The 14,371-nt window shown below is 72.9% G+C and carries 1 protein-coding gene (only partly in view); it reads left to right on the forward strand.

Every position in this 14,371-nt window falls within one protein-coding gene, locus tag ACQP2O_RS26075, for a protein-glutamine glutaminase family protein (RefSeq protein ID WP_433190354.1), read on the forward strand. The gene is 46,788 nt long; 15,726 of those nucleotides lie to the left of the window and 16,691 to its right, leaving coding positions 15,727–30,097 in view, spanning codon 5,243 (complete) through codon 10,033 (partial); the first complete codon in view begins at window position 1. Both the start codon and the stop codon lie outside the window.

Below are 14,371 nucleotides of genomic sequence, written 5' to 3' on the forward strand. Positions count from 1 at the left end.
GCGGTCAAGCGCGACGGCATCATGTCGGCGGCGCCGTTCCATCCGTCCCAGCAGATGCCGGCGCGTCATCTGGCGACGATCGAGGACGTCGTCGACACCACCGTCGTTCTACGCGATCTCCCGTGGGCCCCGGCCTCGGACGGCCCGCCGACTCACGCCGATCCGCCGGCGCCCATGGACCTGCGGCCCGCGGCGAGTGCCGCGGAGGAGGACGTCCTTCCGCTCATTCCGGCCACGGACCTGGACTGGAAGCAGCGCGTGCTGGAGGCCACGCTGCAGTCGGCCGGCCTCTACAAGTGGTCGCCGTCGGGACCCGATTGGGAGGACGGCTTCAAGCTCGTGATGGAGCCGGCGGGCCGTCCCAACGACTTCGCCCGGTGGCTCCGCGGTGAGGGGCCGGCGCTGTCGTCTCAGAGCAGGATGAACTGCTGGGAGGCGCTCCTCTACACGGCCTACTGGACCGATGCGGTCGATCGGACGTGGCTGGAGGGGATCCATCAGCAGGCCGCCCGGGCGGCGATCGGAGTGGTCTACCGGGCGCGCCAGGCCGGGGAGTCGGACCGCGACGCGTTGGCGGACGCGCTGGACGTGGCGTACTTCGGCACGCTGAGGGACCTCATGACGGCCGGGGACTTCACGCGTCATCCCGTCGATCCCCGGACCGGGCTGACGGCGCGGGACATCCCGCCGGGGCATCTCGTGGTGTTCGGCGACATGGACCACGTCGCGCTGGCGCTGGGAACCCGGGACGCCCAGGGCCGCCAGGAGGTTCTCAACAACTGGAACTTCCCCGAGAGAGAGCCCGGGCGGCCGACGACCCTTCCGTCCGGTCCGGGGTTCCTGCAGCGGACCACGGTGGAGGAGATCCAGGAGGCGCTGGCCCTCCACGACCTCTCCACGACCGTGACCTCCGCGGCACCGGCGTGGCCGGCGACGCGTTCCACCGCCGACCTCCGAGACGGGACGCCGAATTCGGTAGAGGAGCCGGGCGCGAAGGTCGAGCGGCCGGCGAGCCCCGATGAGTGGCTGGACCGGCGGTTCGACGCGCCGGTGGTGAAGGTCGCGACGGAGCGGTACGACCCGAAGGTCGACTTCTTCAAGGGCGAGCCCGGGAAGGGCGCCGCGTGGGAGACGCTGATCCGGGTCAACGTGCAGCGCGTCCAGGCGGAGAACGGGACCTGGGTCCGCGTCCACGTCGTCACGCTGCCGGTCAAGCCCATGTTCGGTGTGACCGAGGCCGATGTCAGGGCGCTGCAGGCGTCCCTGAACCGCCTGTACGACAAGCACGTGAACCGGGGATACGCGCTGCCGCGGTCGGGAGACCAGCTGTTCATGGCGGTGAAGCTGGTCGTCGATCCCGATCACGGGGAGGCCGTCGAGATACGCCCCGGACGTACGGCGGACGCCCCGGACCTCAAGCTGACGCGTCCGGACGCCCGGCACTGGGGTCTGCGCGACTTCCTGGTCGTGCTGGCGCATGAGTCGTCGCACGGCGGGGGGCTGCCGGACGAGAACGTGGACGCGGAGTCGTCGTTCCGGCGTCTGGCGACGTTGACGGTCGTCGGAAGCGACGGGATCCGGCGGACGGAGCCGCGTTCGGCGGTGAAGTTCGACGGGCTCATGGCGGGCGGACCGTTCGACCCGGCCCAGGAGATGCCGGCGCGGTACCTGGAGAGGATCGAGTCGGTGGTGGACGCCACCGGCGTGCTGCGCGACCACCCGCTGGAGTCCTCCGGCGGGCCGGCCTTCGCCATGGTGGTGACCACCGAGCAGAGCGGCGCCGCGGACACCGTCGCGGCCTCGTCGATCTACGAGGTCGTCGGCCGGCCGGACGACCGCCCGTCGCACCCTGCCGCGTCCGCACCCGGCGGTTCGGGCCTGAAACGGACCGCCGATGAGGAGGCCGGCCCGGAGTCGTCGGCCAAACGCACGCCGGGAACCGAGCAAGGCCTGACTCCAGGCGAGGGATGGTCGGCGCCGGTCCGGACCGGACGGATCACCGCTGCCGCGACGGAGGAGGAGCGAGGCCAGGCTTCGAGTGGTCCGGCGGCGAATGCCTACACGTTCGATCCGGCGATCGTGCGGTTCTGGACGCACCGCGTCCTGCAGATCGGGCTGGCCTCCGTCGGCTTCTACAAGTGGGTTTCCTCGTCGTTCAGCGCGAAGGACGGCTTCCAACTCGCCACGACGACGCCGCGCGGCACGAACGATTTCGCCAAATGGATCCGCGGTGAGGGCCCCATGCCGTCGGAGCAGAGCGCGATGAACTGCTGGGAGGCGTTGCTGCTCACGGCCCACCGGTCCGGGGCCGTCGACAAGGCCTGGCTGGAAGGGATCCACCAGGACGCCACCCGCGTGACGGCCGAGGCCTTCCGTACGCAGTTGGCCGTGGTGTCGCCTACCCGCGCGATGTGGGAGGCGGACTACGTGTTCGCCGAGGTGTTCGCGCGGTCGATGCTCGCCGGTGATCTCACGACTCATCAGGTCGATCCCCGGACCGGCCTGATCACGCCGGCGGTCCCCGAGGGGCATCTCGTGGTGTTCGGCGCCCTGGCGCATGTCGCGCTGGCGCTCGGAACGCGTGACGCCCAGGGCCGCCAGGAGATCCTGAGCCACTGGGTGTACCCCGAAGGCGAGCCCGGGCGGCCGAACCTCCGGCAGGGCACGGTCCCAGGCTTCCTGCAGAAGACCACGGTGGAGGAGCTGAACCGCTTCTTTCCCCCGCTCGGCTTCAGAGTCGTGTCCGCGCTGCCGGCGTGGACGGTGGCCCGGACCGGTGGGGGCCCTGGACATGAGGCGGCCGGGCCGGCGGCGTCGCAGCAGCCGCGCCCGCCCGTGGACCCGCTGACCTCCCCACCACCCGTCCTCTTCGGTCCGGTCTATCGCCACGCGGCCTGGCCCGTCCTGCGCGAGGGCCACGAGAAGGCCTTGGCCTCGACCCTGGCCGGACGCCAGACCGCGTACGCCGCCGCCCGGTTCGCCGTACGGACGCTGAGCGCGGACCTGTCGGCCACGCGGGGTGAGGGCGCCGCGTCGTGGTTCGCGACGGAACAACGACCGGTCGGTTCGCGGGCGGAGCTCGAAGCCCTGCTGGCCCGCCCCGACTGGGCCGTGCCCGAGACGATGGCCGCCTTCGCCGCCGCGGTGCGACGACAGGCTCCGCCGAACCCCGCCCAGGGGCCCGGGGGCCGTACCGCCGCATGGCGCACGGACATGCGGCAGATGCGCGGCTACCGGCTGGGCGACGCGCCGCTCGACCACGTTGAGAAGCTGTTCTCCGCGTATCGGAATCTGACGGCGAACCACCCGGATCCGCTGCCTGAGTCCGATCAGGGCCGGGGGATCCTCGCGGCGATGATCGCGTGGCGGGTGCCGCTGGGGGACTCGCTGTACGACATCGTGCTCGCCTGGCAGCGCGCCGGATTCGGCACCGTGAAGACTCGGTGGGCGCTGAACAGCGAGGCGGCGGACTTCTACGAGTTGATCCAGACGGCGTTCACGCCCCTCACCGGCATCACGGACGCGCGGGCGAAGATGGCGCTGCAACCGCCTCACCTGCTCCTCCACGGGAAGTTGGGCAGCCCGCGCCTCCTCCCCAGGACCGGGTTCGCGCCCGGTGGCCGGTTCGGCGGGCCGGTGGGCGGTCTTCGCGGAGGGTCGCGGGACACCGGGGTCGATCCGCTGCGGGCCGGCTGGGCGATCGGCCGGGAGTTCACGGTCGGGGGGCCACGTGAGGGCGGCCTCACCGAGGTGCCCGCTCCGGTGCCGGCGGGGACGGGTAAGTCCGCGGAGCGGTGGTTCAGGTACGAGCGCGCGTCCGAGTTCCGGTCCGTGCCGCTCCGTTATGACGTCAGTGACGCGGGCCGGGTCGGGCTTCCGGACGGGCGGACGCTGTCCTCGGACGGCTGGCTGCGGTTCGGCGACGACTTCTTCCACGGTCCGACGGGCGTGTTGCTGCGGGGTGACAACGGCTGGGTCGGCCAGGTCGCCAACGCCGACGAGTTGCGCGACGTCCTTGGCCTACCCGGGTTCGAGGTCACGCCGTACACGCTCGTCGGCGGGCCCTCCGGCATCCACCTGACGCCGGTGGAGGCGGAGGGCGGCCCGGCCGTCCTCGTCGCATTCTCGGACCATGGCGCGGTGATGACGCCGACCGAGGAGGCCTCGGCGCTGAAGCGGCCCGCCGGGGACGACGGCAGCCTGGAGCCGCCGGCCAAACGCGCGCGGGGGATCGAGACGGTGGACTCGCCGTCGCCGCGGTCGAGCTCGCCCGAGGACTCCGGCACTCTCGACGCGCCCGTACGGCTGGGCCTCGTCTACGACTACGAAACCTGGCCCGGCGTTCGTGATGGCTACGAGACGGCCCTCGCCTCATCGCTGGCGGAGGATCCGCGCGTGCTCGAAGCCGCGACCGCCGGCGTCCGCATGCTGCACCAGGACCTGTCCGCGAGATTCGGGCAGGACGCCGCGTCCTGGTTCGCGACGGAACTGTGGCCGGTCGGTTCGGCGGCGGAGCTGGAGCGTCTGCTGAGCGGCCCCGAGTGGGGCGTGCAGGAGACGATGGACGCCCTCGCCACCGCGGTCGGATACGTACGGAGCAGCGTCGGCGTGCACGCCCCCGGAGAGCGTGACGAGGCCTGGCGCGAGCAGATGCGGGAGTCGCGCGGATACCGCCTGGGCGACGAGCCGCTCGACCGGCTTACGGCGCTGTTCTCGGTCTACGAGGAACTGCTACCGGACTCCGACGGCCGGTGGATCCTCGGGGCGGCGACCGCCTGGCGGGTGCTCCGGCCGCACCGGGATCCGCTGTACGACGTCGTGTCCGCCTGGGAGCAGGCCGGGTACGGCCCCGGACCCGGTGCCGAACCCGTGCGCTCGGTGCTCACCACTGAGGCGGGCGACCTGTACGAATGGGCCGGCCGGACCTTCCCCAGCGCCCGCCTCACGGGTCCGCAGGAGGCGGCGCTGACGCCGCCGCATCTGCAGGTGTACGACCACCTGGTGGCACCGTCCATCCCCAGGAATCTCCAGGAAGCGGCCGGTCCGGGACGGATCGAGCAAGCGGCCGGTGAGCAGGGCCTGACGCTACGAGAGGTCGCCGCCTTGCTGAGCGTCGACGACCTGGAGCATGAGGGCGCCGACCCGATCGCGGACCTGGAGTGGCAGCTCGCTCGGCGGACGGCCGTACGCCTCGACCAGGAACAGCGGATCGTGTACTGGGCGCGGTGGCGGTCGGCAGAGCCGTCGCCCGCCACCGAGCCGGGCGATCCGGTGCCGGTGCCGCCGATCCACCCGGTCTGGGGGTCGGCCGAGGAGGCACTGGCCCGCGTCGAGCGGGGTGCCGGGCCCGGCCGGGTGGAGCTGTACCGGGTGGAGGAGACCGTGCAGGTCGCCGACCGGTTCGCCGAGGCGGCGGGTCTGGGTGAGCTGTACTACATCCTGGACGGCGAGCAGTTCTCCGTCGCCGGGATTCGCGCGGACACCGACCCGTCGACGGGCGGGCCCATGGCCGTGATGACGCTCGAATCCCCGGTCCATGACGAATCCTCCGTGGAGGAGATGTCGGTCGACCGAGCCGATGACGGGGCCTTCGCCGCCGCCGAGCTGTCGGCGGGGCAGGCCGACCTCCCGATTCGGCGGGGCGGCCTTCGCGGGGGGTCGCGGGACACCGGGGTCGATCCGCTGCGGGCGGGTTGGTCGATCGGCCGGGAGTTCACGGTCGAGGGGCCACGTCATGGCGGGCTCACCGAAGTGCCCGTTCCGGCGTCGGCGGGGACGGGCAAGTCGGCGGAGCGGTGGTTCACGTACGAGCGCGCGTTCGAGTTCCGGTCCGTGCCGGCCCGTTATGAGGTCAGCGACGCGGGGCGGGTTCGGCTTCCGGATGGGCGGACGTTGTCTTCGGACGGCTGGCTGCGGTTCGGCGACGACTTCTTCCACGGTCCGTCGGGCGCGTTGCTGCGGGGTGACAGTGGCTGGGTCGGCCAGGTCGCCAACGCGGACCGGTTGCGCGAGGTCCTCGGCGAACCGGGGTTCGAGGTCACGCCGTACACGCTCGTCGGCGGGCCTTTGGGCATCCATCTGACGCCGGCGGAGGCGGAGGGCGTTCCGGCCGTCCTCATCCCGCTCTCGGACGGCGGCGCGCCGCTCTCCGCCCGTCCGGTCAGTGCGTCCTCCCCGGCCGACCGCGTCGTCCTGACCGGCCCGTCCGAGGAGGATTACGCCGACAGCCTCGCCTCGCTGCTGGCCGGCGACCCGGTCGACCAGTCCGCGGTCGTGGAGACACTCCATCTTCGCCGCTCGCTCGGGGACGACCGGACGGCCGAGTCGCTGGACGCCGCGTTCCGCGAGCGCACCGGGGGAACCTCACTGGCCGAGGCGATGGACGACGCGGTCGCGGAGGGGCGTGCGCCGGAGACGCTGGTCGAGGACGTCCTCCGGATGCTCGGCCTGGTCTCGGAGTTCACTCTCGAGGCTCCGCCGCCCGGTCCGATCGCGGTCGCTCCGAAGGCGTCGCCGGCCTCGCTGCCGCAGGTCCAGGCCTTCGTCGAGAACCTGCACACGGTACTGGTGGAGCATGAGGACGCGGAGGGCGCGTTCGCCCTGCTGCGCCTCCTCGGCGAGGACCTGCCACAGTCTTGGGCCGTTCAGGAGGCCTATCAGGCCCGCTACGGCACGTCCATCGACCGGCATCTGAACGACCTGTGGGAGCGTGAGCACGGCGGCGTCGCCTGGCACCGGTGGACCGAGGTCTGGCCGCTGGCCGCCGCCGACAACCTGTTCGGCGAGAGCCGGCCGAACCCGGTGTCGTACGCGCAGGTCGCGCGGTGGTACGACCTGCTTACCGAGCTGAGCTTCCAGCACCACGAGCTCGGCGCCGTCCGAGTGCCCAGCGACCACGTCGCCGACGGCTGCTACCTCCGGGCCCATCTGGCCACGCTGCGGCTCCTGCAGTGGGGCGCCCCCGTTGGCAAGATCACGGTGACCGCCGCCGGCGCCGACGGCTGGGGGCTGGGGCTGCGCTCCGGCGACCTGCCGGGCTCCCTCGACCCGGTGCGTATTTCCTGGCGGTACCACATCGCCGCCGTGGTGTGGGCCCACGACGCGGAGGGCCGTCCGCAATGGATGGTCCTCGACACGGCGCTCGGCCGCGGGCCGCTGACCGCCGGTGAGTGGCTCACCGCCATCGGCGTCGATCCCGGCAACTCCCGCAACCTCTTCCTGACCGGCGCGCTGGACGACGTTCAGGGCGCATTGTGGGAGGAATTCGACAAGGCCCCGGCCTCCTGGTGGTTCTCCGACAGGGTGTTGAACCCGATCGGCCGGGCGATCGCAGTGATCACGGACGCGCACGCCGAGTCGCATCCCCTGCGTTACAACGCCGGCAATCTGGTCCAGGTCGACGCGAGCATGCGGGAGCGGACCGGCACTCTCGTCCAGCACGCCGTGGCGATGCGGGAACTCCGGTACGCCCGGCACGCGGGGCGCGTCCTGGAGGAGCTGCGCAGCGCGGGTACACCGGCCGAGGAGGCGGCACTCCGGCTGGAGAGCGAGCTCGGGGGCGCCAGCCCGAGGCGCGGCACGCTCGTGCGCTACGCCGACCTCGATCAACCGCTCCGCGACGTGCTCGGCGAGCGGTACGACGACCTGACAGGGAGACTCTTCCCACCCGAGCAGGAGGGCCAGGAGCCCTCGGTGGACGAACTCGCCGACGCACTCGCCCGTACCTCCCTGTCCGCGAACGCGGGCGAGGTCACCGTGCCGTCCGAGACAGCGGTGGAAGAGCCCTCGCCGGTGCCGTCTCCGCCGCCGGACTGGCCGCAGTGGACGAACGCGCCGCAGGCCCGGCCCGCGACCACCGAAGACCTCTCGGCGGATCTGGCGCACCCGGAGGACACCGACCACCTCCCCGGACCACCGGTCAGGTTCGGGCATGTCTACGACTCTCCCTCCTGGGCCTCGGCGCGCACCGTGTACGAGCGCGCCCTCGGTCGGGCCTTGGGGTCGGACCCGGAGGTGCTCCACGCCGCCCGTGACGCCGCCCGCCGCCTGTACGTCACCCTCGCGCGCCGCATGGGAGCCGACGCCGCCGCCAACGGATTCCGGGTGGCCAAGGGGGCCGAGCTGGAGCGGCTGCTCGGCGAGGACTCGGAGTGGACGCTCCAGGACGTCATGACCGGGATCTACGAGGCGGTCCACTACCACCACGCGGCCCTGACCGAACTGTGGAAGGACGTCCCGCACTCCCGGGAGCAGCGGAGCGACGAGTGGCGCACCGAGATGCGCGACGTCCGCGGCTACCAGGTGCATCTCCTGCCGCCCGACCAGACCGAGTGGCTGCTGCGCGTTCACCGGCGTCTCGCCTTCGGGCCGGATCACCGCCGGCTGTTCCTCCAGGCGGCGATCTCCTGGGGCACGGCCATGTCGCAGCCGCTGTTCGACGTGCTGCGGGCGGCGCTCGACGCTGACCCCCGCTCCCCGGTGCCCAAGGAGGCACTGTCCGGCGAGGCGGCGGACCTGTACGCCTGGACCGACGCGGATCTCGGCCCGCGTGAGCGTACCGACGACCGGGAGCTGCTCGCCGACCTGACACCGCCGCACCTCCTGACGCACGACGGGCCGGCTCCCGCCCCGGCCGAAGGCGTCGACGAGCGGGACCCGACGACGCAGGCGCCGTGGTCGCCGACCCTGCGCAGGCGGATCTTCACCGCCGCACCGGGCGAGGAGCCGTGGCAGCGCATCACGGACTCCGGCGGGGAATTCGTCGGGTTGCACCTCTTCCCGTCGTTCGACTGGTCCCTCCGCGCGCCGTTCTACGGCGGGCTGCGCGAGATGACCGGCATCGTCTGGCGCTGGTCGGAGGGACGGCTGCAGGGAGCGCGGTTCACCCCGCCGCTCACGAACGCGGCGCGGACGGCGTTCACCGCGGGCCACGGCGTCGACCTGGCGTGGCGCGCGGACCTCATCACGGTGGCGGCGCGGCGGATCGCGAGCCTGGGGTACACCGACAACGTGGTCCTGGTCTGCACTCCCGTGCGGACGGGCCGGGACGACCTCGACTCGACGGCCCACGAGACCGGCATGGTCATGCACCGGGTGACCCACGCCGTCGCGGTGACGCCGTCGGGGCACTTCCACCTCGCGCCGCAGGCCGACGGCCGGCCCAGCGCCTGGCGGGTCATCCACCCCGACGGCCGTACGGAGGAGTTTCCCGCGCAGGAGACGCTGACCTGGGACGTGCCTGCGTCGGAGTATCCGGATGCGCCCTACTTCAACACGGCCGGCGGTGCACCCGGCGGCGTAGGGACGTACGGGCCGCCGGCCGGGATTCCGTCGGGCTCAGAGGGGTTGGGCGACGGTGGTCTCAGACCATCCCCCATCCCCTCCGACGATGACGGTCTCGCGTCGCTCGCCATACCCGCCGAGACCGGACGGGGGACGCTGCTGAGCTGGACCGACGCGACCGGCCGGTACCAGTTCTTCCGCGGTGAGCTGGGCACCGGCGAGAGCACGGGGATCCCCGGGTTCGAGGGAGGCGCTCGTGCGGCGTGGGCGGCCGCGCACCGGGACACGCTCACCGCCCCCCACGGGAGGACGCAGCCGGCCAGACCGGGGAATCCGCTGGCGTCCCCGGGATACCGGCTGCGCACCGGCCAGGTCGTGCCGGTCCGCGATGACGCAGCGTCCGGTGAGGGCCTGTCGGCCCACGGGAGCGAGTCGTCCGGCGAGAACTCGTCGGTCCATGAGAGCGAGCCGTCCGGCAGGACGGCGTGGCCGGCGGCCGGGACCCGGAAGGGATACGGGGCCGGCAACGCGATGACGTTCGCCGACCTGTACTCGCGCGAGCAGACGCCCGAGACCGGCGCGTTCTCCTCGCCCGGCCGGCCACTCGGCGGGAACGACGCGGGCGCTCACGTCACGGGCCAGAGCAAGACCTTCACCGACCCGGTGATCGCCGAGCCGCCCCGGCCGTCTCGGGATCCGTTCGCGGGCACCGGTCGCGTGCTCGGCGCGGGTGACGGCAGGGGCACGGGCCTTCCGGGGCTGGACAACGACATCCGCGCCGAGTCCCAGCGGCTGCGGCAGGATCACGGGCTTTCGAAGGTCCCGCCGCCCGCGCTGTTCGCCAAGGCCAGGGTCGTCACCCTCGGACAGGTCACCGACACGCGGACCGAGGGCGGCGGACGCGCGCCGTCGGCAGGCGGCACCGGCGGACCGCTGGAGGTGCGCTCCGGCGACGGCACCGTCACGATGCTCGAACCGCCGGCGCGGCCGACGTCCTCCTCGGCGACGAGTACGGAGACGGACGCCTCCGTGACCGAGCGCCCACCCGCGCCTCAGCGGAGCACCGACGAGCCCGAACCCCCGGTCACCGTCCCGGCGATCGAACAGGCCGGGGACGAGGCCGAACCGCCGGCCACCGTCACGCCGGCCGAGAGGACCGAGCGTGAGGAGACGGCCACCTCTCCCGCGCCTGAGGAGACGGTCACGCCCCCCGAGCCTGAGGAGACGGTCACGCCTCCCGCGCTTGAGGAGACGGTCGCCCCTCCTGCGCCCACCCTGAATCTGGGCCGGGAGATCGAGTCCACCCCGGCGCCTCCCGAGTCCGTCACCCCGCCCGCGCCGACGACGGCGCTCGGCCGGGCGCGACAGGTCCTGGCCGGGCTCTCGGAGGAGCGGCGTGCCGAGGTGATGGGGCGGGCCGCGATGTTCGTGGGCGACCTGAGCGGCCGGGTGCCCTCGCTTCAGGACCCGGGCGGCCGGGTGCCGTGGGAGGACTGGGCCGGACTGCGCGTCGCGGCCGAGATCGCCCGTACCGGCCCGGAGGCCGGTGAGCGCCTCGCCCGCGACCTGGCCGCCTCGCATCGCGAGCGCGCCCGGAGGGCGGTCAGCGCGGGGGAGACCGTGCCCTCGACCCCGCTCGGCCGGGCGCGACAGGTCCTGGCCGGGCTGACGGAGGAGCGGCGTGCCGAGGTGATGGGGCGGGCCGCGATGTTCGTGGGCGACCTGAGCGGCCGGGTCCCCTCGCTCCAGGACCTTGGCGGCGAGGTCTCGCGGGTCGACCAGGCGGGGCTGCTGGTGGCGGCCGAGATCGCCCGTTCGGGGGCGGAGGCCGGTGAGACGCTCGCGCGGAGCCTGATGCACGACCTTGACGAGCCCCTCGTGCCGCGGGTCCTCATCGACGGGGCCCGGGAGAGCGTCGCCCGGACCACGGTCGGCTCGCTGCGGAGCAACGCGGAGGAGGACTACGCGCAGATCCGCCACGAGGCCCGGGTCATCATCCGGCAGCTCACCGGCATCACCCCGGACGACGGGCGGGCGGAGGCGCGGGGGCTCCAGCGCGTCCTGCTGGTGACCGAGGCGGAGATCGCCTGGGCCGGTCACCGGGCCGCCGCCGACCTCGCGGCCGACCTCCTCGGCCGGCCGCGCCTCCCGGACTCCCGCCTCCTCGACCGGTTGGCGAGCGCCGCCCGGTTCGACCTGGGCCGGGCCCGCGCGACACTCGGCCTGCTGTCCGACGTGCGGCAGGAGCAGCTCCGGCGGGAGACCGCCGGCATCGTCCGGGCGGCGATCAGCGGGTCGGCCCTCGAACGGGCGCCACGGGCCTGGCGGGAGCTGATCGCCGCCGAGATCGCCCGTTCCGGTCACCAGGCCGGTGAGGACCTCGCGCGCGACCTTCTGCTGCGCGAGGAGACGGCCACGGAGATGGTCGCGAAGACCCGATGGGGCAGGGCCGGCGACCGAACGGTGGCGCTGTGGCTGCCCGGCCAGGGCGAGTCCGCGCTGCCACGGGACGCCGAGACGCTCGCCAGGCTGAGCGAGCTGGTCCCCGAGGGGATGGTGCTGGTCGTCGGCGAGGCGCAGGACGGCCTGGCCACGGCCCGCGAGCAGGAGCTCAAGGCGTACGCGATGGCGAGGACCGTCGAGCGGCTGGCACCCGGCCTGCACCCGCTCCTGGTGATGACCGACGGCGCGAGCGTCGCCGAGCCCGTGTCGCGAGCGCTGAACGGGCCGGTGGTGGCCACCCCGTACGAGGCGGTGCTCGACCGGCGGACCGGTGACCTGGTCTCGCGTCCCTCCGGCGACACGGGGGCGGAGGAATCCCGCCGGGACGTGTGGTTCCGGATGTTCATCCCGGGAGACCGGGAGGGCCTGCCGATCACCCCGGGGCTGCTCACCTCGGTCGAAGGCGAGCGCGAGACGGAGTCCGTGGTCGAACCGGATCCGCTGCCGTTCCCCCCGGACGCCGAGGGCGAGGCGCCGCCCGCCCCTCCGGGACCGCCTGCGCCGACGGAGCCGCCGGTGCCGGCGCAGTCGGTGGAGATGACACCGGTCACCGTGGACCCGATGGTCGTCCGGGCCGGTGTTCCGCGCGAGGACCTCCCGCAGATCCTGGAGGTCGTCGCCCGCATCCGGCAGGAGCTGGACCGGGCCGGAGCGCATTACACCCAGGAGGACGTCGACCTGCTCCCGCAGCGGCTGCTGGCCAACTTCCCGCATCTGCTCGGGGGCCTGCAGGTGCCGATGGGCGACGCCGAGGTGCTGGTCAGGCTGGACGCCACCGACCCGCACAAGGTGGAGAACCCGGCCGGCTCGACGCGGAAGGTGTCGAACCTGCCGCCGGTCGAGGGCGGGCACACGGCCGGCGGCACGGTGAACTCGGTCTTCGCGACCGGCGCGCACACGCAGACCGTGTCCGGGCAGACCGGCGCGACGCGTGGGGCGATCTCGCTCTCCTTCGGCATCGGCGCGACGCCCTTCGTGCTCCAGGTCGTCAGGGTCGGCGCCTCGCTGTCCGGCACCGCCAACCAGTCCAACCGGTCCACCACCCATATCGCCGACGCCGAGGGCGGTCACGTCGAGGTCGCCGACGGCGGCCACACGCTGCTCGCCTACACCGGGCACTGGTCGTTCCAGGTCCGCGCGGGGTCAGCCCGGGACTGGGACACCCTTCCGGTGCACCGGATCGACGACCCGACCGACGAGAAGCTGCTCGTGTGGCTCCCCGACAGCTACCTCGGGACCGCGCCGGCCCAGGTCACCGCGACCGGCGACGCCGTGAAGACCGGGAGGCTGCCGGCCTTCTTCTTCGCCTCCGGCCTGTCGAACCTCCCCGAGCTGTTCGACGCGACGATGGCGGAGTTGCGGCAGCGCGGGCTGGACATGCCGGTGGGCGGCCAGCTCCGCAAGGAACTGCTCCAGAAGCTGTGGAACCTCAACATGCATCTGGACGCGGCCGTCAACGACGCCGACGGCGGGTACCAGTTCGACCTGCACAACGAGCACGGGCGGCCGGTGGCCACGGTGTCGGTCCGCTCCGAGCTGCTCGCGGGCGCCGTCCGGGTCGGCGCCACGAGCAAAGAGTCCGCCATCGAGAACGTACGGACCCTCATCTCCGGCTCCAGCGGGAGTCACGGCCTCACGAACAGCAGCACCCTGACGCTCCCGAGCGTCGACTTCGGCCTGCATCCGTTCCACAACACCGACGTCGGCATGGGCGTGTCCTTCAACCTGTCCTACACGTCGTCGAACACCGACTCGATCTCGGCGGGCAAGGTCGGGCTCTACGTCGTGGTGCCGCGCTACGTCGGCTACACCAGTGCGTACCGGATGTCGTTCCGCCACCAGGTCACGGTCAGCGTCCGCGGCAGCGCCCAGCCCGGGACGACCCGCCCGATCGACGGGAACGCGCTGGTCCGGGTGCCGGAGCCGATGGCGTACGAGCACGGTCTGCCGGTGGACGCCGCGGCGCTGAAGGGGGCGCAGACGGGCGGCACCCGGCCGTACGCCGAGGGCGACATCCGCCGCCTCGGGAAGCGTGAGATGCCGGCCGACCCCGCAGATCACCCGGCGCCGCCGCCGTGGCTCACGCAGGCCAAGGGCGTCGGAACGGGCCTGCCCTTCTGGTCCGACGACACCGTCCAACGGGTGCGGGACGCGGTCAAGACGATGGCCCGCAGGTACGGGTTCCTGCCCGCCCGGGACGACCACCCGTTCGCCGACTACTCCCGCCTCGGCCACGGCAACAAGCTCGACAGCCAGGCCGACATCCGCCGGCAGATCGAGAAGTTCGCCTCCGACCGCGGCCTGAGCTCCCACTTCGACCAGCTCCACCAGGACGGCATGACCTTCACGCTGAAGAAGCGGCGTGGCGGTCTGGGCGTGGACTGGGACGTCGACTCCATGAAGGTCACCATCACGGCGCGGGGGAGCGGTGGCGCTCCGCGATACCTCGGCACCGCGGCGGACCTCCGCATCGTCAACCTGGTGATGGGCATGAGCAGCGCCGGCATGTCCGTCGCCCACTCGCGCAGGATCGCGCTGGGTTTCAAGGTGCGCGGCCTTTACCAGGTGCTCAAGGGCGCCGTCATGG

The sequence above is a fragment of the Actinoallomurus sp. CA-150999 genome (assembly GCF_050942425.1).
Taxonomy (GTDB): Bacteria; Actinomycetota; Actinomycetes; order Streptosporangiales; family Streptosporangiaceae; genus Actinoallomurus.